Source organism: Fontibacillus panacisegetis, assembly GCF_900102215.1.
Classification (GTDB): Bacteria; Bacillota; Bacilli; order Paenibacillales; family Paenibacillaceae; genus Fontibacillus; species Fontibacillus panacisegetis.
In genome coordinates this window covers 434,241-460,012 of the sequence record NZ_FNBG01000001.1, presented here as the reverse complement: position 1 = coordinate 460,012, position 25,772 = coordinate 434,241, and the positions used below count along the sequence as shown (strand labels likewise).

29 protein-coding genes are annotated in these 25,772 nt (G+C 42.9%); all 29 read left to right on the top strand.

What is annotated here, in order from left to right; translation table 11 throughout:
- Positions 1-30: 30 nt before the first annotated feature.
- The 29 genes from trmFO to BLS49_RS02065 all read left to right on the top strand — a co-directional run bounded on the left by trmFO (position 31) and on the right by BLS49_RS02065 (position 25,766).
- Positions 31-1,353, top strand: a complete 1,323-nt coding sequence (trmFO, locus tag BLS49_RS02205; protein WP_091226330.1) for a methylenetetrahydrofolate--tRNA-(uracil(54)-C(5))-methyltransferase (FADH(2)-oxidizing) TrmFO — start codon at positions 31-33, stop codon at positions 1,351-1,353.
- 49 nt (positions 1,354-1,402) lie between these two features.
- A complete protein-coding gene (gene hslV / locus BLS49_RS02200) occupies positions 1,403-1,945 on the top strand; it encodes an ATP-dependent protease subunit HslV (RefSeq protein WP_091226328.1) in 543 nt (180 codons plus the stop codon).
- A gap of 15 nt (positions 1,946-1,960) precedes the next feature.
- Positions 1,961-3,367 carry an ATP-dependent protease ATPase subunit HslU gene (gene hslU, locus BLS49_RS02195; protein ID WP_091226327.1) on the top strand — a complete coding sequence of 469 codons (1,407 nt, stop codon included), beginning with the start codon at positions 1,961-1,963 and terminating at the stop codon, positions 3,365-3,367.
- Between the two features lie 388 nt (positions 3,368-3,755).
- On the top strand, positions 3,756-4,163 hold the full coding sequence (flgB, locus tag BLS49_RS02190) for a flagellar basal body rod protein FlgB (protein ID WP_091226325.1): 408 nt from the start codon (positions 3,756-3,758) through the stop codon (positions 4,161-4,163).
- A 6-nt stretch (positions 4,164-4,169) separates the two neighbouring features.
- On the top strand, positions 4,170-4,619 hold the full coding sequence (flgC, locus tag BLS49_RS02185; RefSeq protein ID WP_091226324.1) for a flagellar basal body rod protein FlgC: 450 nt from the start codon (positions 4,170-4,172) through the stop codon (positions 4,617-4,619).
- Between the two features lie 31 nt (positions 4,620-4,650).
- A complete protein-coding gene (fliE, locus tag BLS49_RS02180; protein WP_245742232.1) occupies positions 4,651-4,959 on the top strand; it encodes a flagellar hook-basal body complex protein FliE in 309 nt (102 codons plus the stop codon).
- 32 nt (positions 4,960-4,991) lie between these two features.
- Entirely contained in the window at positions 4,992-6,572 is a 1,581-nt protein-coding gene (gene fliF / locus BLS49_RS02175; RefSeq protein ID WP_091226322.1) for a flagellar basal-body MS-ring/collar protein FliF, read from the top strand.
- An 11-nt stretch (positions 6,573-6,583) separates the two neighbouring features.
- A complete protein-coding gene (gene fliG, locus BLS49_RS02170; protein ID WP_091226321.1) occupies positions 6,584-7,600 on the top strand; it encodes a flagellar motor switch protein FliG in 1,017 nt (338 codons plus the stop codon).
- A complete protein-coding gene (locus BLS49_RS02165) occupies positions 7,593-8,444 on the top strand; it encodes a FliH/SctL family protein (RefSeq protein WP_091226320.1) in 852 nt (283 codons plus the stop codon). Before fliG ends, BLS49_RS02165 begins: the two co-directional genes overlap by 8 nt.
- The gene (gene fliI / locus BLS49_RS02160; RefSeq protein WP_091226318.1) at positions 8,431-9,750 is read left to right on the top strand and encodes a flagellar protein export ATPase FliI; all 1,320 of its coding nucleotides are present in this window, start codon (positions 8,431-8,433) and stop codon (positions 9,748-9,750) included. Before BLS49_RS02165 ends, fliI begins: the two co-directional genes overlap by 14 nt.
- Before the next feature lie 10 nt (positions 9,751-9,760).
- Positions 9,761-10,204, top strand: a complete 444-nt coding sequence (fliJ, locus tag BLS49_RS02155) for a flagellar export protein FliJ (protein WP_091226317.1) — start codon at positions 9,761-9,763, stop codon at positions 10,202-10,204.
- 44 nt (positions 10,205-10,248) lie between these two features.
- The gene (locus tag BLS49_RS02150; RefSeq protein ID WP_091226315.1) at positions 10,249-11,184 is read left to right on the top strand and encodes a MotE family protein; all 936 of its coding nucleotides are present in this window, start codon (positions 10,249-10,251) and stop codon (positions 11,182-11,184) included.
- Between the two features lie 34 nt (positions 11,185-11,218).
- Positions 11,219-12,643: a flagellar hook-length control protein FliK gene (locus BLS49_RS02145; protein WP_091226314.1), complete on the top strand. Its 1,425-nt coding sequence runs from the start codon at positions 11,219-11,221 to the stop codon at positions 12,641-12,643.
- Positions 12,644-12,670: 27 nt separating this feature from the next.
- Complete coding sequence (locus BLS49_RS02140; RefSeq protein WP_245742231.1) at positions 12,671-13,228, top strand: flagellar hook assembly protein FlgD; 558 nt, start codon at positions 12,671-12,673, stop codon at positions 13,226-13,228.
- Positions 13,225-13,608 (top strand): TIGR02530 family flagellar biosynthesis protein, encoded by a 384-nt coding sequence (locus BLS49_RS02135; protein ID WP_091226312.1) that lies wholly within the window; start codon positions 13,225-13,227, stop codon positions 13,606-13,608. The genes BLS49_RS02140 and BLS49_RS02135 overlap by 4 nt, the downstream gene beginning before the upstream one ends.
- Positions 13,609-13,700: 92 nt before the next feature.
- Positions 13,701-14,522, top strand: a complete 822-nt coding sequence (gene flgG / locus BLS49_RS02130) for a flagellar basal body rod protein FlgG (protein ID WP_091226311.1) — start codon at positions 13,701-13,703, stop codon at positions 14,520-14,522.
- Between the two features lie 67 nt (positions 14,523-14,589).
- On the top strand, positions 14,590-14,814 hold the full coding sequence (locus BLS49_RS02125) for a flagellar FlbD family protein (RefSeq protein WP_091226309.1): 225 nt from the start codon (positions 14,590-14,592) through the stop codon (positions 14,812-14,814).
- Positions 14,811-15,284 carry a flagellar basal body-associated FliL family protein gene (locus BLS49_RS02120; RefSeq protein ID WP_091226308.1) on the top strand — a complete coding sequence of 158 codons (474 nt, stop codon included), beginning with the start codon at positions 14,811-14,813 and terminating at the stop codon, positions 15,282-15,284. The genes BLS49_RS02125 and BLS49_RS02120 overlap by 4 nt, the downstream gene beginning before the upstream one ends.
- Before the next feature lie 40 nt (positions 15,285-15,324).
- Positions 15,325-16,323 (top strand): flagellar motor switch protein FliM, encoded by a 999-nt coding sequence (fliM, locus tag BLS49_RS02115; protein WP_091226306.1) that lies wholly within the window; start codon positions 15,325-15,327, stop codon positions 16,321-16,323.
- A complete protein-coding gene (gene fliY, locus BLS49_RS02110) occupies positions 16,313-17,518 on the top strand; it encodes a flagellar motor switch phosphatase FliY (protein ID WP_091226305.1) in 1,206 nt (401 codons plus the stop codon). The genes fliM and fliY overlap by 11 nt, the downstream gene beginning before the upstream one ends.
- Before the next feature lie 27 nt (positions 17,519-17,545).
- The gene (locus tag BLS49_RS02105; protein WP_091226303.1) at positions 17,546-17,911 is read left to right on the top strand and encodes a response regulator; all 366 of its coding nucleotides are present in this window, start codon (positions 17,546-17,548) and stop codon (positions 17,909-17,911) included.
- 9 nt (positions 17,912-17,920) lie between these two features.
- Positions 17,921-18,460, top strand: a complete 540-nt coding sequence (locus BLS49_RS02100) for a flagellar biosynthetic protein FliO (RefSeq protein WP_091226301.1) — start codon at positions 17,921-17,923, stop codon at positions 18,458-18,460.
- Positions 18,457-19,221, top strand: coding sequence for a flagellar type III secretion system pore protein FliP (fliP, locus tag BLS49_RS02095; protein WP_091226299.1), 765 nt, complete (start codon positions 18,457-18,459; stop codon positions 19,219-19,221). The genes BLS49_RS02100 and fliP overlap by 4 nt, the downstream gene beginning before the upstream one ends.
- 66 nt (positions 19,222-19,287) lie before the next feature.
- The gene (fliQ, locus tag BLS49_RS02090) at positions 19,288-19,557 is read left to right on the top strand and encodes a flagellar biosynthesis protein FliQ (protein WP_091226298.1); all 270 of its coding nucleotides are present in this window, start codon (positions 19,288-19,290) and stop codon (positions 19,555-19,557) included.
- A 12-nt stretch (positions 19,558-19,569) separates the two neighbouring features.
- Positions 19,570-20,358 carry a flagellar biosynthetic protein FliR gene (gene fliR / locus BLS49_RS02085; protein ID WP_091226296.1) on the top strand — a complete coding sequence of 263 codons (789 nt, stop codon included), beginning with the start codon at positions 19,570-19,572 and terminating at the stop codon, positions 20,356-20,358.
- A gap of 17 nt (positions 20,359-20,375) precedes the next feature.
- Entirely contained in the window at positions 20,376-21,464 is a 1,089-nt protein-coding gene (flhB, locus tag BLS49_RS02080; protein ID WP_091226294.1) for a flagellar biosynthesis protein FlhB, read from the top strand.
- 23 nt (positions 21,465-21,487) lie between these two features.
- The gene (gene flhA / locus BLS49_RS02075) at positions 21,488-23,524 is read left to right on the top strand and encodes a flagellar biosynthesis protein FlhA (protein WP_091226292.1); all 2,037 of its coding nucleotides are present in this window, start codon (positions 21,488-21,490) and stop codon (positions 23,522-23,524) included.
- Positions 23,521-24,867 carry a flagellar biosynthesis GTPase FlhF gene (gene flhF / locus BLS49_RS02070; RefSeq protein ID WP_091226291.1) on the top strand — a complete coding sequence of 449 codons (1,347 nt, stop codon included), beginning with the start codon at positions 23,521-23,523 and terminating at the stop codon, positions 24,865-24,867. Before flhA ends, flhF begins: the two co-directional genes overlap by 4 nt.
- The gene (locus BLS49_RS02065; protein ID WP_091226289.1) at positions 24,864-25,766 is read left to right on the top strand and encodes a MinD/ParA family protein; all 903 of its coding nucleotides are present in this window, start codon (positions 24,864-24,866) and stop codon (positions 25,764-25,766) included. The genes flhF and BLS49_RS02065 overlap by 4 nt, the downstream gene beginning before the upstream one ends.
- Positions 25,767-25,772: the final 6 nt, after the last annotated feature.

Here is a 25,772-nt window from a genome sequence, read left to right as displayed (position 1 = left end):
TCATAGAAGGAGAGTTTGGAGGGATAATCTTTGACAGATGTAAATAAAGTTACAGTGATCGGGGCAGGTCTTGCTGGCAGCGAAGCTGCCTGGCAGATCGCAAGCCGCGGTGTACCGGTTAAATTGTATGAAATGCGGCCCGTCGTGAAGACTCCTGCTCACCATACGGATAAATTTGCGGAGCTAGTGTGTAGTAATTCACTACGGTCTAATGGTTTGACAAATGCAGTGGGTGTATTAAAAGAGGAAATGAGAATACTTAATTCACTCGTTCTTGGTGCAGCAGATCGGAATGCAGTTCCCGCAGGGGGAGCTCTTGCTGTGGATCGTGACGGATTCTCCGGTGAAATTACCAGTACGCTCCATGATCATCCATTGATTGAGGTCGCAAACGAAGAGATCCGTGAAATTCCCCAAGAAGGAATTGTAGTAATAGCGACGGGGCCGTTAACTTCTCCTGCTCTCTCTGAGCAGATCCAAAAGCTGACGGGTGAAGATTATTTCTATTTCTATGACGCTGCTGCGCCGATTGTTGAGAAAGAATCGATTGATATGAGTAAAGTATATCTTGCTTCGCGTTATGATAAGGGAGAGGCGGCGTATCTTAACTGTCCAATGACAGAGCAGGAATTTGATGCTTTCTATGATGCGCTTATTTCTGCTGAGGTCGCTCAGCTCAAAGAGTTCGAGAAGGAAGTGTATTTTGAAGGCTGCATGCCTATCGAGATTATGATGCGTCGTGGCAAGCAAACCGCGCTGTTTGGACCTATGAAGCCGGTTGGTCTTATGAACCCTCATACCGGAACCTTGCCTCATGCGGTTGTGCAGCTTAGACAGGATAATGCCGCAGGCACCCTTTATAATTTAGTGGGCTTCCAGACTCATTTGAAGTGGGGCGAGCAAAAACGTGTCTTTTCGATGATTCCAGGTCTGGAGAATGCGGAGTTTGTTCGATTTGGCGTTATGCACCGCAACACATTTATTAATTCACCGAAGCTGCTTCAACCAACGTATCAACTGAAGGCCCGACCTACGCTCTTTTTTGCCGGTCAAATGACAGGTGTGGAAGGATACGTTGAATCGGCTGCTTCAGGCCTTATTGCCGGAATTAACGCTGCACGTGCTGCTGCTGGACAAGAAGGAATTGTATTCCCAGAGGATACGACTCTTGGAAGTATGGCAAGGTATATTACGACTGCTGATTTTGAACATTTTCAACCGATGAATGCCAACTTTGGGTTGTTCCCCAAACTTGATACCCGTTATCGCAAAAAGGCAGAGAAAAACGAAGCTTTGGCACATCGTGCTCTTGATAGCTTAAAGTCCTTTATTACAGCTTCGAATGTGTTGTGAGAATTAAACATAACATAGTAAAGGAATAACAGAGGAAGGAAGCGGTATTATGTTACCTACTTTTCACGCTACCACAATTTGTGCTGTTCGTCATAATGGAAAAGGCGCAATCGCGGGTGATGGTCAAGTAACCTTTGGTGAGAGCGTTGTAATGAAACAAACAGCAAAGAAGGTTCGTAGATTGTACCGAGGACAAGTACTCGCAGGCTTTGCGGGCTCGGTCGCTGACGCGATTACACTGTTTGAGAAATTCGAGGGTAAACTGGAAGAACATCACGGCAATCTGCAGAGAGCTGCTGTGGAGCTAGCTACAGATTGGCGACAGGATCGGGTGCTTCGCAAACTGGAGGCCCTGATGATCGTTATGGATAAGAGCGGTATGCTGCTTATTTCCGGTGGTGGAGAGATTATAGAGCCTGACGATGATGTACTTGCAATCGGTTCAGGTGGAAATTTTGCTTTGTCAGCTGCTCGTGCACTCAAACGCCATGCTGCCGGGTTGGAAGCGAAGGATATCGTAAGGGAATCGTTGCAGGTTGCTTCGGAAATATGCGTATACACGAACAGCAACATCATTGTTGAAGAACTGTGATTGGAGGGACGTTTCATGACAAACCGGAATTTTACGCCGAGACAAATCGTAGCTGAGCTGGATAAATACATCGTAGGTCAAAAACAGGCGAAGAAGTCCGTGGCTGTAGCATTGCGTAATCGCTACCGTCGCAGTCTTCTTAACGAAGATGTTCGGGATGAAATTGTACCAAAAAATATTTTGATGATTGGACCAACAGGTGTAGGTAAAACGGAAATTGCACGTCGCCTTGCCAAACTAGTTGGAGCCCCCTTTATAAAGGTTGAGGCTACTAAATTTACTGAAGTTGGCTATGTGGGTAGAGACGTTGAATCCATGGTCAGAGATCTTATCGAGATTGCTATTCGTACTGTAAAGCTTGAACGTACGGAGCAAGTGAAGGATAAAGCAGAGGAATTGGCAAATGAAAGGTTAGTTCAAATTCTTGTTCCATCTACCAACAAGAATAAGTCCGGACGTAATCCTTTTGAAATGCTGTTTGGCAATCAAAATTCGGGCTCTGCATCGTCCGAGCAGGACGATAAGGACGAAGATACTAACTTGACCGAGAAACGCCGTCAGGTACGCTTCAAGCTGCTCGCAGGGCAAATGGAGAATGACATCATAGAAGTCGAGGTTGAAGATAACGCACCGAATATGATGGATATGTTTGCAGGTCAAGGCAATGATCAGCTAGGTATGAATATGCAAGAGATGTTTGGCAATTTGCTTCCACGTCGGACTAAGAAAAGAAAATTAACGGTCAAGGAAGCGCGTAAAGTGCTGACTCAGGAAGAAGCAGCTAAACTGATTGATCAGGATGAATTGACACAAGAGGCTATAGCTCGTGCTGAGCAATCAGGCATTATTTTCATAGATGAAATTGACAAGGTTGCAAGTAAGGGTCAAGGCTCGGGACCGGATGTGTCCAGAGAAGGAGTGCAAAGGGATATTTTACCTATTGTCGAAGGATCGACTATAATGACAAAGTATGGGCCAGTGAAGACTGATTACATTTTGTTTATTGCTGCAGGAGCTTTTCATATTGCCAAGCCTTCTGATTTGATCCCTGAGCTGCAAGGACGTTTCCCTATTCGGGTAGAGCTGGACAGCTTGACTCTTGATGATTTTGTATCGATTCTCACGGAACCTAAAAATGCTCTTACCAAACAATATACTGAATTACTTCGCACTGAGGAGATAGAAATCGAGTTTTCACCAGAGGCAATCAGAGAAATTGCACGCATTGCCGCAAGCGTGAACACAAATACGGAAAACATTGGTGCAAGAAGATTGCACACGATTTTGGAAAAGCTGTTAGAGGACCTTTCTTTTGAGGCACCAGAATTATCCTTGGAAAAAATGACTATTACACCAGAATACGTCCAAGATAAGCTTGGAGACATCTCCAGAGATCGAGATCTTAGCCAGTATATTTTATAATCGTATAGACACTGTTGTGTAATATGAATGTAAAAGGCCATAAGTCCCAGTTGGATCGGGACCTTGGCCTTTTTTCGTTGTTTTTTCATGAAAAATTAGTAAAATCACCTTCTACTTTGTCGATCATTCCCGAAAATCTTCAAAAAATTTCAAAAAGTGCAAATAAAATCGATATTATGTTCAAAGATAGTGCTTTTTTCTTATTGTAATAATACTGAAACTCCGTGAAACTTAGGATATACGACATTAAAATGTTTTAATGCATTTTTAGGACATTTGAAAGACTATGAAATACGCATTTAGTGTCGAAAAAAAGAGGAATTAGTTAGTTGAATGTTGAATAGTACGTACTTATGGAAAAAAACTGTGATATCAAGGGGGCAGGTAAATGCAGTTGTTAAATGGTACCGGGTTTACAAGACTCGAAACCGCGCTTCAAGCAGCAAATATACGGCAGGGTGTTCTTGCCAATAACATAGCCAACGAGGACACCCCCTATTTCAAAAGATCCAGTGTATCTTTTGAAAGTTTGCTGCAGAGTGAAATGGATGGAAGTAAACCTACATTACGGGGGCGACGGACGGACACTAGGCATTTTGTAATAGGTCCTTCATCGGGTGTTCCTGAGCCGGTAGTAACTACCGATCAAACTACCGCCATGAACAATAACCTTAACAATGTGGATATTGATAGCGAAATGACAAGACTTGCGGAGAATCAGCTTCGCTACAATTCTTACATAGAGCAAATCAACTACCAAATTAAAATGAAACGTACAGCAGTAGAAAGGGGATAACGAAACTTGAGTATTAGTAATAGTTTTAGCATTAGCTCTTCAGCACTGACTGCTCAACGATTAAGAATGGACATCGTATCTTCAAATATTGCCAATGCACAGACAACAAGAGCAAAGGTAGTCAACGGAGAGGCGGTACCCTATCGTCGTAAGATGGTTGTAATGGCTCCGAACACCCAAAGTTTTGGAGACACACTAAGTTCTGCTCTGGGAAATGCTTCAAAAGCACAGGGCGTTAAGATTACTCAAATCAAGGAAGATTCAGCTCCGTTCAAACCAGTTTATAATCCGACTCATCCTGATGCAGACAGTGAAGGTTATGTATACATGCCAAACGTTGATGTTTTAAAGGAAATGGTAGACATGATTTCGGCTACCCGCTCCTATGAAGCCAACGTAACGGTCCTAAATGCAAGCAAAGCTATGATAACTAAAGCGTTACAAATAGGCAAATAGTCTTATATACCGAGGTTAGGGGTGTTGATATTTGATTCAAAGCATGAACTTTAACAATATAAATGCAGTAACTGGAATCCAAGCTCCAACTAAGCCGAATTCACCAACTCCGGCAGAAGCAATCAAGGATTTCGGTTCGTACTTAACGGAAGCGTTGAATGGAGTAGCAGCTCAAGAAAAAAACGTTGAGAAAATGAACGAACTATTTCAACTTGGTGAAGTAAATGCAGACCAGGTGATGATCGCTTCGGAGCAGGCTTTGTTAAGTTTGCAGTTGACTACGCAAGTAAGAAATAAAGTGATAGAAGCTTATCAGGAAATAATGCGTACGCAAATTTAATAAATCTAGCAAGCTTCGGATGAGGTGACATTGTGAATGAGAGAATTGCTCAGTATCGGCAGCGAGGATCCGAATACTGGAACCGTTTCAGTAAAAAACAAAAAACATTATTGTTATCAACAATAGGAATTGTCCTAGTAGCTATCATTCTATTAACGATTCAGTTCTCCAAAACAGAGTATGAAGTTGCCTTCACCAATCTGGATTCTACAGATGCAGCAGGGATCATCAACTACCTGGAATCAGGAGGCACCCCTTACAAGCTAGGAGCAGACGGCAAGAGCATTTCAGTTCCCAGTAAGGATACAGCTCGAGTCAAAGTGGATGTCGGTTCCCAAGGTATCGTACAGAATGGTTCCATTGGATGGGATTCTTTCAATGAGAGCTCTTCATTGATCGGGATGACAGATAATGAATTTAATGTAAAGTACAAAAGCGCTCTAAACGGTGAAATCGAACAACTGCTGAAAAAGATGCAAGGAATCAGCGATGCTAAAGTTCTGATTAATCTTCCACCTGAAAACGTATTTGCAAGTATTAATGAGCAGGAGAAAGCTTCCGCTTCAGTAGTTGTAACATTTAAATCCGGATATCGCCCAAGTCAAGATGCAATCGATGGGTATTTTAATTTAGTTAAGACTTCTGTGCCTAACTTGCCGATAGAGAACATTTCGTTATCATCCAGCGATGATACAGTCTTGTTACCTTCTGGACAAGGTGGACAAACTGGTTCTCTTACAACAGCAGTTCAAGAAAATATGGCGCTACAGAAAAAATTTGAAAGTGATGTTCGCCAAAGTGTAAAGCAGTTCCTGTCCAAGTTGATGGGTCCTGATAAAATTGAAGTGCTCGTTGCTTCAAAATTAAATTTCGATCAGATTAGTCAGAAAGATAGTCTGGTTACTCCTGTTGACACTGAGAACATGAAGGGCATTGAGATCAGTGCTCAGAAAATTCAGAAAAGCTATACTGGTCAAGGAACCGATAGCGGAGTCGCTGGTACAGGTTCTACTGATGTTGCGAACTACCCGGCAGACTCACCAGGAACAACTTCTTCTTCAGAAGAGTCATCATCGACAATCAACTATGAAGTTAACCGAATTACGAAGGATATCGTAGCGAGTCCATATGTTATAAAAGATTTAACCATTAATGTTGCAGTTGAACCACCTGCAGGACAAGAAAGTTTGGATCAAACGACTGAAACGGCGATAGAGAACATTTTAAAAAATATTGTGGGATCATACTTAGCTGATTCAGGTACTACTTATACAGACGATGATTTGCAAAGGAAAGTTTCAGTCTTCTCGCAATCGTTCCATAATTCAGAGGAACAATCTACTGGTTTGAGTCTTTCAAATCCGTGGGTGTGGGGAGTTGGAGCTGCGGCATTGCTCGCAATTGCAGGTATCGTATTTCTCCTTATTCGTCGTAAACGCGCCGATGGGGCAGAAGAAGAGGAAATCCCGCTGCCGCTCACTCCGGAATTTCCGTCCATCAACTTGGATAGTGTTCCAAGTGAAAACCAAGTGCGCAAACAGCTTGAGACGCTGGCCAAGAAGAAGCCGGATGAATTCGTCAACCTGCTTCGCACATGGCTTGCTGACGAATAGAGGTGAACGCATTGTCAAAGACAACAAATCAGGTTTTGAGCGGAAAACAAAAAGCAGCAATATTGTTAATAACTTTGGGGCCGGAAGTTTCAGCCCAAATTTTCAAGCATTTGCGTGATGAAGAGATTGAACAGCTCACGCTTGAGATTGCTAACGTTCGAAAAGTCGACAGTGCTGAGAAAGAAATGATTATGGCTGAATTTCATCAGATCTGTCTGGCTCAGGAATATATTACTCAGGGTGGTATCGCTTATGCGAAAGAGATTCTGGAGAAAGCGCTTGGTCAGTCCAAGGCATTTGATATTATCAATCGTCTGACTGCAACACTCCAAGTGAGACCTTTCGATTTTGCGAGAAAAGCAGAACCGAACCAGATTCTCAACTTTATTCAGAACGAGAACGCTCAGACGATTGCACTGGTATTGTCCTACTTGCAATTCGAACAGGCAGCTGTAATTCTATCTTCGCTTCCTCAAGAGAAACAAGCAGAGGTTGCAAGAAGAATAGCTGTTATGGACAGTACTTCGCCAGAAGTTATTGCTCAAGTGGAGCGAGTTCTGGAGCAAAAGTTGTCTGCTACAGTTACTCAAGATTATACAAGTGCTGGTGGTATCGAATCGATCGTTCAAATTTTGAATGGTGTAGACCGCGGTACAGAACGAACTATTTTGGATTCCCTGGAAATTCAGGATCCAGAGTTGGCAGAAGAAATCAAGAAGCGTATGTTCGTCTTCGAAGATATTGTCAACATCGACAACCGTTCGATTCAACGGATTATCCGCGACATCGAGAATGCAGATCTACAGCTGGCTCTCAAGGTGGCAAGCGAAGAAGTGCGGGAGGCTGTATTCCGCAATATGTCCAAACGGATGGCGGATACTTTCAAGGAAGAAATGGAATATATGGGGCCTGTACGGCTTCGTGACGTCGAAGAAGCACAAACTCGCATCGTAGCGACAATCCGTAGATTGGAAGAAGCTGGTGAGATAATTATTGCCCGCGGCGGAGGAGATGACATCATTGTCTAATTTGATCAAGGTGTCCCAGTACGTTCCGTTGGATGTTCTTAAACAGCTCAATGTAGCTAAAACATATCAGACTCAGGAAGAGCTGCAAGTTGATGAAGTGGTTTCCGAGGTTCGCCCTAGCGGCCCGTCTCATGAGGATGTGGTCGCTGAGGAGACCAGGAAGCAAATGCTGGCAGACGCGAAGGAATTCGCTGAAGAACAGGTTAGAGCAGCTTCAGAAGAAGCGGAACAATTGTTAGCAGACGCCAGAGCACAAATTGAGGCTTGGTGGAATGAACGCAGACAACAGGATGAACATTTGATAGAAGCTGTCAAATCGGAAGGTTTTAGTCAAGGATTTGAAGAGGGAAAAATTGAGGCACAAAATACACTTCAAAGCAAGATTGAAGAAATGATGAGTGAAGCAAGCTCAGTATTGCAGCAAGCTTACACGGAGAAAGAACGCATTATTCAAGAGGCTGAACCGTTTCTGGTTGAACTTAGCTGTGCTATCGCTGAGAAGGTTATCGACAAGCAGCTTGATCTGGAACCGGAATATACGATTGAACTGATTAAGAAAAGCCTGTCTCGAAAGCGCGAGCAAGGGGTTCTGACATTGTGCATTGCACCTTCGAATTTTGCATTTGTGCAGGCAGCAAGAGAGGAATTGAGTCTTGTTATTGACTCTCAGGCGGAGCTGCAAATTCTTCCAGATCCGAGTGTTCAAGATAAAGGTTGTGTGATTCGATCCTCATTTGGAAGCGTGGACGCCAGAATCGATACGCAGCTTGTTGAAATCAAAAAGGCACTGCTGCGAATTACTCAGCAGACCGAAGAACGGGGACTAAGCAATGACGATAATTGATGCAAGACGATATATCGATCATCTGTCTCAGTTAGACCCGGTTCGCATAAATGGTAAAGTGACTCAGGTTATCGGACTGATGGTCGAATCGGAAGGTCCGGATGCTAGCATAGGCGATGTTTGCTACATTTATCCTTCCAAATCATCACAACCGCTTCAAGCTGAGGTCGTCGGATTTCGTGACAACAAGGTACTCTTAATGCCGCTAGGTGAGCTTCAGTCCATTGGACCAGGCTGTGATGTAGTCGGTACTGGCAAACCATTAACGGTTCAAGTAGGTTCAGAGTTGCTCGGCAAAGTGCTGGATGGATTAGGACAACCTCTAGATGGTTCGGTTCTTCCTTCTCGGATGGGACATTATTCAACGTATAACAAGCCCTCGAATCCGCTGAACAGACCGCGTGTTGTACAACCTATTAGCATTGGTGTTCGAGCAATTGACGGCTTACTGACGATTGGTAAGGGACAACGGGTTGGTATTTTTGCCGGATCTGGTGTTGGTAAGAGTACTTTGATGGGCATGATTGCACGCAACACTTCAGCAGATGTCAACGTGATTGCATTGATTGGTGAACGTGGACGCGAAGTTCTGGATTTCATTGAACGTGATCTGGGACCAGAGGGATTGGAGCGATCGGTAGTTATTGTAGCTACTTCGGATCAACCGGCTCTGATTAGAATAAAGGGTGCATTAATAGCTACAACCATCGCGGAATATTTCAGAGACAGAGGACTAAACGTCATGCTGATGATGGATTCCGTTACAAGATATGCGATGGCTCTTCGTGAAGTGGGTCTGGCAGTTGGTGAGCCTCCGGCTATGAGAGGCTACACTCCTTCGGTTTTTGCGGCGTTACCCAAACTGATGGAAAGAGCAGGAACAGGACCCACGGGTTCCATTACAGCATTTTACACAGTACTTGTTGATGGTGACGATATGAACGAACCGATTGCGGACGCAGTTCGGGGTATCCTTGACGGACACATTGTTCTGAATCGAAATATTGCGAATAAAGGTCATTTTCCTGCGATTGATATCCTAGCAAGTATAAGCCGGGTGATGAAGGACATCGTGGAGGAGGAGCAGAACGATGCAGCTGAGAATTTGAAACGACTGATGGCTGTATATAAAGATTCTGAAGACCTTATTAATATCGGTGCATACCAGCAGGGTTCAAATGCTGAAATTGATGAAGCAATAAGCTACATCCACAGTATTTGGGATTTCTCGAAGCAGAAAGTTAATGAAAAAACAACGTTGCCGGAAACGCAGGAACGTCTAATTTCTGAATTCGCGAGGAGATGACAAGTAAAGGATGAAATTCCGTTACGTGTATCAAAAAGTCGTTGATTTGAAATCGAATGAAAAGACACAAGCCGAGTGGATGCTCTCTGCAGCTGTTGGTCAACTGCAATCAGAACAGCGAACTCTGGATCAATTAAGAGAAGCTCGTCTCGAGACACTTTCTGCGATCCAGCGTGAGATGGAGAATAGCTCTTCGATGATTAAGCTTCAAGAACTGCAACGTTATGTGGACTATCTTGAAGAATGCATTACACGAAAGATCAGCGATGTAAGACAAGCTGAAATCAACGTGGAGAAGAAGAAATCCTATTTAACCAGCAAGATGCTTGATGAAAAAATATGGTTGAAAGCAAAAGAGAAATCTAAAAACAAATTTATGCACGAAATGCTTCTTCGGGAACAAAACGAATTGGATGAAATGGCTACAGTCCGATTCGCCATGAAAGCCCGCTAAAGCAGTAAGGGCTACGGATATGGGTTTGCGAAGGAGGGATGAAGATGGCGAAGACTGAATATGACGAGGAATTTGAGGAATCCGGCAGCGGATTTTCGCGTTTTCTGTTTTTTGTAACTCCGATTCTGTTTACTGTCGTGCTACTGGGTGTTCTGTTGACTTTGTTCAACATTAACGTGCGGAATACTCTAATGGATTTCGGGAGTAAAATTCCTATTGTCAAAAACTTTGTGCCTGATCCTGAAGGAACTGATAAGGAGAAAAGCAAGGAACAGGTCAAAAAACAGGAAAAGGAAACAAGCACTGAAGCTACTGTTAAGCAGCTAAAGGAGCAGGTAGCGAAGCAAGAGGCGGATTTACAGGAAGCTAATCGTCAGGTTACTGAGCATGAAGGTAAAGTTAAAGAGCTGCAAGAGCAGTTAGATTCTGCTGAACAAAAAACAGCCCAACAGGAGCAAGCAGCTGAACAAGAGGCTTATCAGAAAGAAGTTAAGAAGCTTGCACAGCTATACGCTCAAATGAGTCCGAGTAAAGCTGCTGCCATTTTAGGCAATCTGACTACAGAAGAGACTCTGCAAATGCTAAGTGTAATGAGTAATGATAGCAAAGCAGCCATTTTAGAGAAGATGGACCCGCAAAAAGCAGCTGATATTTCCATCAAGCTTAAGGATGTAAATTCATCGGAGGATTTAGCAATATCCGCGTTACAATCCAGACTGAAGAAAGAATCGGCTGATGAAGCAAGTACTCCAAAAACGAACGCAGGTCTTGATGATGCACAGCTGAGTCAAACATTTAGCTCGATGTCAGCCGATGCTGCATCCACACTGGTTCTGCAAACATACAAGATCAGTGCGGACAAAGCGCTTAAAATTTTAAAAGCAGTTGACGATAGTACTCGTTCGAACATACTCGCTAAGATGGCAGAGCAGGACGAGAAATTGTCCGTAAAAATCTTAAATCAGCTAATTAGTAAATAGAAAGTTATGAACTACCTGAAAGGAGGTGAAAAAAATGAGCCAAACCGTATTGAATTTAGCAGCTGGTAATGCTGCCGGGGCGTTATGGTATGGAGTTAGTGGGAAGACTTCTACAGCATCAGGGACGACTCCATCTTTTGACCAGACTTTACTAGCTATGTTAACCGGCAATATAACATCACAAGACAGCTTGGTAAGTAATCCACTTTTAACTCTGGCTGGTCTTGTTGAGACAGGTGATACCTCAGGCCTTAATGAGGAGGAACAGTCATTAGCTCTTTTACTGGATAACCTGCTTCAACAGTTACAGCAGTTGGATGAGGTCTTGAATCAGTCAGATTTAACTGATGAAGCAAACACAGAACTATTAGCTTCACTACAAGCTTGGCTGCAAAACGTGTATCAATTGCTGCAAAATAATTCTACAGCAGGCGCTGATTTGAACCAATCAAATGGAGCAGTTGTAGAGCTTCCGGTACTTGCACAGCATCCACAAACGATGAAATTTGCAGTTCAGGACGCTTTGCTGCAGTTAATTACCGCTTCAAGTAAACAAAATGCTGGTAATACAGCAATTGATGCAACTCAAATCAAGGCCATGCTGGAATCCTTGCAAAACGTATTGAGCTCCGCAGGAGTTACCGGAGAGCTTAACTCCTCAAATAAATCTGCAGCTTTCTCTGAATTTGCTGCTCTATTAGCAAATAAGAATGGTCTGGAGACTTCAGGATCGTTAGCACAGGTTCAACGACAGGGAGATGACACTCAAGGTCGCTTGGTACAGCAAAAATCGGATGCAATTGTCCCTGTAACTACGGTCAATTCCAGTGCAGCGTTATTAGCCGATAGTGAATCATTCTCAAGTGAAGCTGGGGATACAGATCATCCGCTTCAAGCAGGAAACATTGTAACAGCAGGTCAATTGGCAATGCGTGACATTGGTGCAACTCCTCTGAAAACAGTACAGACACCAACAGTTCCTGTAGAGAAGTTCAGCCAAGAAATGAGCGGGTTTTTAGTTAGCAAGTTTGACATCGTTAAGGCGAATGGAATATCGGAAGCTAAAATTTCATTATATCCTGAGCATTTAGGTCAGGTTGACGTGAAGATTACGATGCAAAACGGGCTGTTAACCGCGCAATTTGTAACCGAACACGCTTTTGCCAAGGAATCCTTGGAAGCACAAATGGCACAACTTCGCCAAGCGCTTCAATCCCAAGGCCTTCAGGTGAACAAGCTGGAAGTAACTCAAAATACAGCGCTATCGTCTCACATGTATCAGGATGGTCGTCAATCCGGCAACGGAAGCAGCCAGCAACAGAATGGTAAACGCCGTGAAGTTCTTCATGATGATGAAGCTATTATGATTAAAGATCTGAGTGACGAATGGCATGATTGGGTTAGTGAAGCTAGAAGTAGTGAGGATAGCCTTGGTAGTTCCTTCGTAGCTAGAGCATAAGAAATACATGAGAAAGGAGGAAAAACTGTGGCAAGTGTAGTGACAACACCGGTTTGGTCTAATTATTCCAACATGAATAAGATAAGCTCGACTACTGGATCAGATAAGTTGGGAAAAGATGCTTTTCTTAAATTGATGTTAACACAGCTGCAGAATCAAGATCCGCTTTCACCTATGGATAACACTGCAATGGTTGCACAAATGGCGCAATTCTCATCCGTTGAGCAATTGCACAACATATCACAGCAATTGACGAATATGAGTCAATCACTGGGCAGTAACTCTAACCTGATAGGGAAAGTAGCCAGCTGGACCTCTGGAACAGAGACCGGGAATTATAACATCAGTACTGGTAAAGCAGAGATCATCTATAAATTGGAAAGCGGCTTAGTCGAATCAATCATCGTTCGAAGCGGGGTTCATTACGCAAAGATTGGTGATAAAGAAATCGAAGTTTCCAAGATTGAACGGGTTGAAAATCCTGTTGAAGCTGAACCAGTACCTGAACCAGAAACTGAACCAGAAACTGAAACTGAAGCAAACAATGTGAATTCACCGGAGGAGCAAGGGGCTGGTAATCCATGAGCGAAACCATTCGCATAGGGAGTTTATACCCTGGACGAGTTCAGCCGAATGCTCTTCAGCAAACAAAGAATGTCAGGCTTGGTGGGACACAGGACTCGACATTTAAAGAAATACTCCAGGATCGCTTGCTTCATTTCAGTAATCATGCTGTGAAGAGATTAGAGCAAAGAGGAATACAGCTGATGCCAGAGCAGTTAAATAAAATCGAGACAGCTATCGATAATGCAGCGGCAAAGGGAGCTAAGGAATCCTTGATATTAATGAAGGATATGGCCCTTATTGTCAATGTGGATAATCGTACCGTTGTTACAGCTATGGATGGCAGCAGCATGAAAGACAATGTATTCACTCAAATTGATAGTGCAGTAATCATTTCATAGAATTGGCTGGCCCGGATTCGGAGGCCAATGGTGCGTCGCTGATCGACTGATGCGACCATAGCAAATGTATATTTAGAGGAGGAATTAAGTAAATGTTAAGATCCATGTATTCGGGCGTTTCAGGTATGCGCGGTTTTCAGACGAAACTCGATGTTATCGGTAACAATATCGCTAATGTTAATACCGTTGGTTTTAAAGCCGGTCGTGTTATGTTCAAGGATATTATGAGCCAAACCGTATCCGGTGTAACTGCTCCTGCTGATGGAGAAGCCGGCGGTGTTAATGCGAAGCAAATCGGTCTGGGTGTTTCCATTGGTTCGATTGATACCCTTCACACCAGCGGTAGTGCAATGACAACCAACAATCCACTCGATCTTCGAATCGATGGTGACGGATTCTTTCTCGTCAAATTGACACCTGATCAAGATGTTCCTTTCTTGACCAGAGCAGGTGACTTCCATATGGACGCTCTTCGTCAAATAGTAACTTCTGACGGTTTACTTGTTTGTGATTCTGGTGGTGGGGTTTTGGAAGCGCTTGGTGATGACGTAACAGCTTTCTCAATCGCCCAAGATGGTACGATCGTTCAGAAGATGAATGATGGTACTACCGTAGGAGGAGCACAAATCGGTGTAGCGCGAGTTACGAATCCTGAAGGTCTTGAGAAAATTGGTGGTAACTTGTACCGTGTAACCCTGAATGCTAACGAGGGTGGTGAACTCGTTGCAACTACTGCAAACAACCAGGAAGATGGTACTGGCGCTATTATTGCTGGTCAGCTGGAAATGTCCAACGTAGATTTGACTGGAGAATTTACTGAGATGATCGTTGCTCAACGTGGATTCCAAGCAAATTCCCGGATTATTACGACTTCTGATGAAGTGCTGCAGGAAGTTGTCAACCTGAAGCGTTAGGATAAATGACGGCGGGGAAGCAATTTAGTCTTCCTCGCTGTCAAAACAAGAGATCTGGAGGTTTATCATGATTTCTGTAACACGACTAAACGGTTCTCAAATGTGGCTTAATGCCCTAATGATTGAAACCGTAGAAGAAACACCTGATACATACGTAACCCTTGTTACAGGCAAGCGTATTATCGTGCTGGAGAAAGCGTCCGAGGTAATCGCAATGGTCAAGGAGTACAACAGCGAAATCGGTATTCATGCAGCAACTATTAAAGTGCAACAAACGGAGGAATGGTCATGAAAAAAATGGCGCCCTGGTTAATTACGATTTTACTTGCGATAACGCTGATCGTAATGGCTGCCTTCCTGCTGATGAATCAACTCACCAACCCAGGAAGCGGCAATCAAGTGAATTCTACTGTCGCCGGAGTAGGTGAACCGAATAACTTATCAGCAGATGAAATTGTAAAAGTAACCTCGACAATTGATGAGATCAAAACAAATTTGTCGGACCCTAACTACGTTGTAGTATTGAATTTTGCATTCCAGCTCGATAAGGAAAGTTCAAAAGTATCCTTTGATAAAATCAAAGATTTCAAAATCAAGCCAATTATCATCAAGACGCTTGCGGATACAAATCCTGAAGATTTGACTGGAGCGAAAGGTAAAGACAATTTAAGTTCCAAGCTGATGAATCTGATCAATCAATCACTGCCGGAGGGGAAAGTAACTCAAATCGATATTACGAACTTTATCATGACAACAATCTAGAAAATATCGAGATTAATTATTTCCTTAGGAGGTGAGATGTTTGGTAGATGTACTATCGCAAAATGAGATCGATGCACTGCTCGCAGCGCTCTCTTCTGGCGAAATGGATGCTGAGGAACTGAAGAAGGAAGAGACACAAAAGAAGATCCGGGCATACGATTTTAAAAGAGCGGTTAGATTTTCAAAAGATCACATCCGCAGTCTAACCCGGATTCATGAGAACTTTGCTCGTTATCTCACCACCTATTTTTCGGCACAGCTTCGTACTTTTGTGCAAATCAATGTGGTTCAGGTCGAGCAACTTCCTTATGACGAATTTATTCGCTCCATTCCTAAAATGACGATACTGAACATTTTTGAAGCGGAGCCGCTCGAAGGTAGAATGGTGCTGGAAGTTCATCCAAATGTCGCCTTTGCTATGCTGGACAGACTGCTAGGCGGGATTGGTACAGCTCCATCGAAAATCGGTTCACTTACTGAAATTGAAACTATTATCATGGAACGTATTTTTAGTCGGGCTTTTGAAAGCTTGCAAGAAGCATGGAAGACAGTTATGGACATTAATCCTCGGATGGAGGCACTGGAGACGAATCCCCAGTTCATGCAAATTGTATCTCCAAACGAGACGATCGCACTCATTTCGCTCAGCACGAAAATCGGGGACACGTCAGGAATGATCAACCTGTGTATTCCACACGTTGTTATTGAGCCGGTTATGCCAAGACTTTCGGTTCATCACTGGTTCGTATCCCAGAAGAAGGAGCGTATTCCTGAAGAGGTTGACGCACTTCGAAACCGTGTTAACAAAGCAAAACTACCGATTATCGCCGAGCTTGGCGAGTCACAGATTTCGATCCGGGAGTTTCTTGGAATGTCTGTAGGGGATGTTGTATCCTTGAATAAACCAGTTCAAGAAGGATTATCTATCCGGGTCGGTGATAGATTGAAATTTATCGGCAGCCCGGGTACCTTGAAGGACCGAGTCGCCGTTCAAATTGATGAAATTGTCAGCGAAGGAGTTGAGGAACTTGACGAGTAAAGATTATTTGTCCCAGGAAGAGATCGATGCTTTGCTAAAGCAAGCTGATCCGGAAACAGCGGCTGAGCCTACTGTGTCCGATTACTTAACACCACTCGAGCAAGATGCCCTTGGGGAAATTGGTAATATTACTTTTGGTAGTGCTGCAACTGCTCTATCTACACTACTTAGTAAAAAGGTAGATATTACAACCCCTAAAGTATCTATTATTAGACGCTCCCAATTTGAATCTGAGTTCCCGAAACCACATGTTGCAATTCATGTTCAATATGTTGATGGCTTTGAAGGAATGAATTCACTGGTAATCAAAACCAGAGATGCTCAGGTTATTGCGGATCTGATGCTCGGTGGGGAAGGTAATGCTTTAGAGGAAGAACTGAATGAAATTCATATCAGTGCTGTTCAGGAAGCAATGAATCAAATGATGGGTTCATCTGCAACTTCCATGTCGACAATCTTTAATCGCTTTGTTAACATTTCACCACCAGGCATCGATATTTTGAATATGACAAATGGAACAGGCGTTAACAGCTTGCCGCCGGATGAAACATTAATCAAAATCTCCTTCCGCCTTACAATCGGTGATTTGATAGATTCGACAATTATGCAGCTTTTGACAGTTAAATTTGCTAAGGAAATGGTGAATAGTCTGATCAATGGTGGATCATCGGAACCAGCAGCTCAAGAGACAGCAGCAGCTCAGGCTCCAGTTCATACTCCGCCAGCTGCTCAATCTGCTGTAGACCCTGCTTACTATCAACAACCAGCATATCAGCAGCCACCTATGCAGCAGCCGCCTGCTGGTTATTATTACCCACCTCAAGAACGGCCATATGCAGAGCCGCAACACTTGGGCGGTGTTCAAGGACGTAGCGTGAATGTTCAACCTGTACAATTTGCAAATCTAGGAACTCCAACATTCGGACTGCCGGATGAAAATAATTTAAACTTACTGATGGACATTCCTCTTAAAGTCACCGTAGAATTAGGTAGGACCCAAAAGCAAATTAAGGATATCTTGGAACTGTCTCAAGGTTCAATTATTGAGCTGGACAAGCTAGCAGGCGAACCTGTAGACATTCTGGTGAACAACAAACTGATTGCCAAAGGCGAAGTTGTCGTCATTGATGAAAATTTTGGCGTTCGCGTTACTGATATTGTTAGCCAGTGGGACCGAATTCAAAAATTACAATAGTAGAAGTTTAGGGAGGATTTTAAATCAATGGCAAACCGAATTCTAATCGTAGACGATGCAGCTTTTATGAGAATGATGATCCGCGACATTTTAACTAAAAACGGTTTTGAGGTTGTTGGCGAAGCACAAGACGGTGCTCAAGCAGTCGAAAAATTCAAGGAGTTGCATCCTGACCTCATTACGATGGATATTACAATGCCTGAAATGGATGGAATTGCAGCGCTTAAGGAAATCAAGAAGCTTGATTCTAATGCCAGAGTAATTATGTGCTCAGCTATGGGTCAACAGGCTATGGTTATCGATGCTATTCAAGCTGGTGCTAAAGATTTCATTGTGAAGCCGTTCCAATCCGATCGAGTCATCGAAGCCATCAACAAAACGCTTGGATTGTAGGCAAAGGCCATGACTTTGAGTCAGTCGGAACAGCCATTTAACAGCGAAGATGTTAATCTTTGGGGAAATTTGATTACGGTAATCGTAGTTTTAGCTATTATTATTGTTTTAATTTTGTTAATGGTTCGCTTTTTAGGGAAAAGGAGTCGCTTCTTAAGCCCAAACAACTCTATCCATATACTTGGTGCTATTGGTTTGGGGCCAAATAAGTCGCTTCAGGTCATTGAAATCGGAAGCAGTGTATATTTTGTCGGCGTAGGTGAAGATATTTCCTTGCTGGATAAAGTATCTGATCCTGATGAAGTAGACCTTCTGCATCAGGCATTTGAAGAAGAGGGGACGAAGTTTACCGGAGTTACGTCTATGATTTCTGGTCTCGTCTCCCGATTCCGCAAAGATCCTCCGAATGAAGAGGAAGAGCTGGAAGGAACTTCTTTTCATGAAGTGTTTTATTCCCAACTAAGTAAGAGACCGAATCGAAAACGCCAAATGGAAGAGTTACTTAAGGATCAGGAAGATCAATCTACAGATCGGTTGAGGGATTCATGAAAAATAAAGTGTTTATTGTAACTTTACTGCTCCTCACGATATGGAGCACTATTGCAGTCTCCATCGCTTCAGCTGAGCCTATTAATCCGATTCCGGAAATTGGGATACAAATCGGGAATTCTGGCGGAGAGCCTAGTACAAGTTCACTATCTATCATTTTACTCATCACTGTACTCAGCATTGCTCCGGCAATTCTTGTATTGATGACGAGTTTTACAAGAATTGTAATAGTATTGGGTTTTGTACGTAATGCGCTCGGAACCCAGCAGATGCCTCCGAATCAGGTGTTGGTCGGGTTGGCTCTTTTCCTGACACTATTTGTTATGAGTCCTACATTGTCGACAATAAATGATGTAGCACTACAGCCTTATATCAAGGGAGAGATTAGCCAAACAGAAGCATTGGATAAAGCAGCAATTCCGATGAAGAAATTCATGTACTCTCATACCCATCCAAAAGATTTGCAATTATTTATGAGTTATACGAAGACGGAGAAGCCGAAGAGCTATGAGGATATTCCAATTTCGGTAATGGTCCCGGCATTTGCGATCAGTGAACTGAAGACCGCTTTCCAAATGGGCTTTTTAATCTTTATTCCATTTCTAGTAATAGACATTGTAGTCTCAAGTGTATTAATGGGGATGGGGATGATGATGCTTCCCCCGGTCATGATTTCGTTACCGTTCAAAATTTTGCTGTTTGTACTAGTAGATGGATGGTATCTGGTTGTGAAATCACTGCTTACCAGCTTCGTTACTTGACGTGATTTCATAATTTTCGTGATAGAGTAATCATCAATCAAGTTATTATAGAGGGGGAAGACGGTAATGAGTTCGGAATTTATTATCGGTTTGGCCGGACAAGCCGTATTTACCGTTCTGAAGGTCAGTGCACCGATGCTAGTAATTGCTCTGGTCGTTGGTCTTATCATAAGTATTTTTCAGGCAACAACTCAGATTCAGGAGCAGACGCTTGCCTTTGTTCCTAAAATCGTTGCAGTCTTGATTGCCTTACTGCTGTTTGGACCATGGATTTTAACAACTCTAGTCGATTTTACTTACGGTATATTAAACAATCTTTCTAATTATATCGGTTAGGCAGACGAGATTATGGATACTTTATTGCATGTATTTTCGATTTTTTTACTTATTTTTTGTCGAATATCAGCATTTTTTGTAGTTGCGCCGATTTTTTCGTCCCGTGGTGTTCCTACAACGTTCAAGATCGGGTTATCGGGCATTGTCGCAATTCTTGTTCTTATGGTGCAAGGAACAGGCCAGGTAATCCCGAGTGATCTTGGGTATGCGATTGTAATCATTCGTGAGGTTCTCATCGGTCTTTTAATGGGCTTCGTGGCTACTCTTATTTTTTATGTCATTCAAATCGCAGGTTCTTTTATCGACATTCAAATCGGTTTCGGGATTGCTAACGTTATCGATCCGATGACAGGAGCTTCTGCGCCAATCCTAGGTAATTTTAAGTATATAATTGCAACCCTGCTGTTTCTGAGTATAAATGGACATCATTATTTGCTGGACGCCATTATTCGAAGTTATAACTGGATACCATTATCAAACGAATTGTTCCAGAAAATTTATAATGGAAATGTATCTGAATTCTTAATAACGACGTTTAGTCAATCATTTACACTATCATTACAAATGGCAGCTCCTTTGATTGTTGCGTTATTTCTGACAGATGTTGCACTTGGATTTTTAGCCCGTACAGCTCCTCAGTTCAATGTCTTTGTTATTGGTATACCGCTAAAAATTATAGTTGGATTAGTCGTTATGCTCCTCCTAATTTCAAGCTTCGTATATGCATTCCAGTATTTGTTCGAATTTATGTTCAAATCACTGCATAATTTACTTGGCGTCATCGGAGAGAGGCCACAGTAAAGAAGGGGGGGACCAAAGTGACGTATCGCTATGCTCTGGACTTGCAGCTGTTTTCTGGTGAAAAGACGGAGAAGGCTACACCCCATAAGCGTCAGGATGCAAGAAAAAAAGGTCAGGTTGCAAAGAGCCAGGAACTATCCGGAGCGGTCGTGCTATTGTCCTCTTTTCTCTGCCTGATTGCGTTTGGCGGCTATTTTAAAGAAAGACTTATTTATCTCTACGCTGATGTGTTGCATCATCGTTTAACTATGGATGTTACCGCAGAAAATGTTATGGTCATGTTCAGTGATTATGGTGTTAAGCTACTGTTGCTTTTGGCACCAATCTTTTTAGTTATTTTTGTTATGGCAATTCTAGCAAACTATGTACAAGTAGGTTTTCTCTTAACTGGTGACCCTCTCAAGATGAAGCTCAGCAAAATTGATCCGATTAAAGGCTTTAAAAATATTTTTTCAATGCGCTCACTAGTTCAGTTTCTAAAAACTCTTCTAAAGTTAGTTATTATCGGTTTTCTTGTGTATTCAACCATTTGGGGCGAGCGAGATCAGATTGCCAAGCTGGTTCATACTTCAGTAGATGAAGCGTTTCAATTTACAGCCGGTCTTACGATGAGCCTTGGACTTAAAATTGGGGCAGCGTTGTTCGTACTCTCCGTTCTGGATTATATCTATCAGAAATATGATCACGAAAAAAACTTGAAAATGTCCAAACAAGACATTAAGGATGAGTATAAGAAAATGGAAGGTGACCCGCTGATTAAAGGTAAAATTCGCGAAAGACAAAGGCGTATGGCGCTTCAGCGGATGATGCAGGAAGTTCCAAAAGCGGATGTTATTATTACGAACCCAACGCATTTCGCAGTTGCATTAAAATACGACGGTTCTCAAATGGACGCTCCCGAAGTTGTGGCAAAAGGTCAGGACTATGTGGCACTTCGAATTAAGGAGATCGCTAAGGAGCATGGAGTAGTTACAGTTGAAAATAAGCCACTCGCACGTGCGTTGTTTCAGAGAGCAGAGATCGGAGATTCGATTCCTGGCGATTTGTTCCAAGCCGTTGCTGAAGTACTGGCATATGTATACAAATTGAAAGGCAAGATTAAATAAACTCGGGATCGGAGGGAAAACCGGTGAAAAAGTTTAAAGATATTTTCATCCTTGTTGGAATTATCGGTATTGTTCTGTTAATGATTGTCCCGATCCCGACATGGCTGCTCGATATTCTACTTATTATAAACATATCTGTTTCCTTATTGATTTTATTAGTTGCAATGAATACGAAAGAAGCACTGCAGTTTTCCATTTTTCCTGCTATGTTGCTCATCACGACGCTATTCAGATTAGCGCTTAACGTATCGACTACCAAGCTTATTTTGGGACAAGCCAAAGCCGGTGACGTTGTGGCAACATTTGGCGCATGGGTATCCCAAGGCGAGCCCGTAGTCGGTTTTGTTGTCTTCCTGATCCTGGTAGTGGTCCAATTTATCGTAATCACTAAAGGTTCTGAGCGTGTGGCTGAGGTTGCCGCTCGCTTTACACTCGACGCCATGCCAGGTAAGCAGATGAGTATTGACGCTGACCTGAACGCTGGGTTGATTAATGAGCAGCAAGCTAGGGAACGCCGCAGTAAAATCGAGCGTGAAGCCGATTTCTATGGTGCGATGGACGGGGCGAGTAAATTCGTCAAAGGGGATGCCATCGCCAGCATCATCATTTTGCTTATTAACCTGATCGGCGGTTTCATTATCGGTATGTCGATTCATGGTATGGGCTTTGGTGAAGCGTTATCTACATATTCGATACTCACAATTGGTGACGGTCTTGTTAGCCAGATTCCTGCGCTGTTGATTTCCACAGCTTCGGGTCTGATCGTTACACGTGCCTCTTCAGAAGGCAATTTGGCTGATGATATTACAGGTCAGTTGTTTACTTACCCGAAATTGATTTATATCGTAGCTGGAACGATCGCACTCCTCGGTTTGTTTACACCGATTGGTCCATGGACTACATTACCTTTCGCCGGAATGCTGATCTACGCAGCAAGACGGATGCAAAAAAATATGGATCGAAGAGTTATCGAGCAGGAAATGCAAGAGGAGGAACAGCAAATCGAAGAGGTGCGAAGCCCAGAGAGCGTGATCAACCTGCTTCAAGTTGATCCAATCGAATTCGAATTTGGATACGGACTTATTCCGCTTGCCGATACAGCACAAGGTGGGGATTTACTGGATCGAATTATCATGATCAGACGTCAATGTGCACTTGAAATGGGTTTAGTTGTGCCGGTTATTCGAATTCGCGACAATATTCAACTTAAACCGAATGAATATGTCATCAAAATTAAAGGAAATGTCGTTGGCGGTGGTGAATTATTACTTAATCACTATTTGGCAATGAGTCCTGGGATGGACGATGACTCAATTACAGGTATTGAGACTCAGGAGCCTGCGTTTGGATTGCCAGCGTTATGGATTGATGAATCAACTAAAGATCGTGCAGAATTGTCAGGCTATACGGTGGTTGATCCTCCTTCTGTGGTTGCTACGCATTTGACGGAAATGATCAAGAAGCACGCACATGAGCTGCTTGGCCGTCAGGAAACGAAGGCGCTTGTTGATAATCTCAAAGAGGGATATGCCGTACTTGTTGATGAGCTGATTCCTTCCGTATTGTCGATCGGTGATGTTCAGAAGGTACTTGGCAAGCTGCTTCGCGAGAAAATATCTATTCGCGATATGGTAACGATTTTTGAAACCTTGGCTGATTACGGAACTTATACGAAGGACCCGGATATTTTGACTGAATATGTCAGACAGGCGCTCTCCAGGCAGATTACACAGCAATATACGAAGCAAGGCGAGACGATGCGTGTCATAACAGTAGGACCTTCACTTGAGAAAAAAATCGCCGAGAGTGTTCAGCAATCCGAACAAGGCAGTTACTTAGCGTTAGATCCGGTATCCACACAGAATGTGTTCCAGAAGTTAACGGAACAGATCAACAGACTTATCCAATCCGGACAACAACCTATCGTTCTGACCTCTCCGACAATTCGTATGTACTTGCGTCAGGTTATTGAACGCAGCATGCAGGATATACCGGTATTGTCCTATAGTGAACTGGAACCCAATGTTGAAATCCAAAGTGTCGGGGTGGTGAACTTATGAGAGTAAAACGGTATATCGTCGACACAATGCCGGATGCAATGCTTAAAATTCGTAGCGAGCTAGGAGCAGATGCGGTTATTTTGAGCACAAAGGAGATGAAAATTGGCGGATTTCTGGGAATGTTCCAGAAGAAGAAAATTGAAGTCATTGCTGCTTCAGAGGGAAATGACAAGCCAGCTCCTAAAGTAAATGTGCCGCGGCCTGTGGTATCTTCTTCTCCACAAGTAGCCGTGGCAAGACAATCAGTTCCTGAAGCCTATCGCAGAACATCGCAAATGACATCGGGTTCTGGCGTGGGTGCAACCTCAAATGAAGAACTGAACGTTCCTTTAATACCTAAAAAAGATGAATCAGCAGTGAAAAAATGGGAGGATACGCTTCGGAAATCATTGGAGGATGAATATCAAAATCCGGTTCAGACAACGGAGCATGTCAGCACCGTTGTTGATCAGTCCTATCGATTAAAGGAAGAGCAATTGCTTAGTGAGATAAGGGAAATGAAGAGCTGGATCGGCCAATTAGCCAAACAGCAGAAAGGTGATTTAGAACTTCCGAAGGCTTTAGACGCGATTAAGAATCGAATGCTTGAACAAGAAATATCAGCAGAGCTAGTTGATAACTGGATCGATAAGACCTATCAGAAATGGATTGATTCGGACAAATCAATTTCTGATGATGAGTTGGAAAGACAGGTTCGTCAGCAACTTGGCTCATTTCTGGAGGAGCGCATAGGCGAGGGGATTGGCGAAAATACACGAATCGTGTATATTGCTGGTCCTACAGGTGTTGGAAAAACGACAACGATTGCGAAGCTTGCAGCTGATCAAATATTCAGAGTCCGTAAAAAGGTAGGCTTTATTACAGCTGATACTTACCGGATTTCAGCAGTTGAACAGCTTCGAACATATGCCTCTATTTTAAATGTACCTCTTGAGGTCGTTCAATCGCCGGGAGATGTGCAAAGAGCTTTTCAGCGATTAGATGATTGCGATTTAATTTTGATGGATACAGCAGGAAGAAACTATTTGAATGAAATTTATGTAGCAGAGCTTCACAGCTTGCTTAGCCCTTCCGAACAAAGTGAGACTTATCTGGTGCTCAGCTTGACTTCCAAGGCGCAGGATATGAAGAAAATTGCGGAGCATTTCAGTAGATATGGTCTGGATAAAGTAATTTTTACGAAGCTAGACGAAACAGAAAGCGTTGGACCGATGTTTAACCTCATGAATGATTATCCTGTTAAGTTGTCATATATCACTAATGGGCAAAATGTCCCGGATGATCTGCTTCTGTCTAATCAGAACATGCTAATTGATATGATAATGGGAGAGTTCAGTTCATGAATGACCAAGCTCAGACACTAAGAGATCTGGTTACTTTAAGAGAAAGATTCTCTGGAGTGAATGGCAATAACAAGGGGACATCATCGGGACCTGCTCGTATATTAACTGTTTGCAGTGGCAAAGGTGGAGTTGGGAAATCAAATTTTACGCTTAACTTCGCTTTAGCCTTAAAATCATTCGGTCGTAAAGTACTTCTATTCGATGCTGATATTGGTATGGCAAATATTGATGTATTGATGGGAGTCAGACCGAGATATAGTTTGTATCATTTGCTTAAAGGTGAGAAGGGCATTAAAGAAATTATTGAATTAGGAACACAGGGTCTTCCCTTTATTGCGGGAGGGTCGGGAATGGCTGACTTATTTAAGCTGTCGGATAATGATTTGAATTACTTCACCTCTGAGCTGGAGAAGGTTTCAGAAGAGATGGATTATATCATTTTCGACACGGGAGCCGGTCTTTCTAAAGAAACATTAAAATTTATTACCGCTGCTGATGAGACTTTGGTAGTCACTACTCCTGAGCCGACAGCAATTACTGATGCTTATGCATTAATCAAGGTCGTACATGGAATTAACAGTGACGTTCCTTTTAAGCTCATTGTTAACAGAGCAACTGACCTCAGAGAGGCGCGTGAGGTTGCTGACAAAATTACGCTTGTTGCTCATCGCTTCCTGGATAAAGAGATTTCGATGCTGGGATTTATGAGTGATGATCCCCATGTAATGCAAGCGGTAAAAAAACAAATTCCTTTTTCTACAGCCTACCCCGGTTGTGCGGCTGCGCGTGATATACAACGCCTGGCCATGATGTACATGGATATTCCACAGTCGAAATCAAATGATACTGTATCAGGAATCAAGAGATTTATGAATAACTGGTTCAAACGCACAAAATGATTCTGC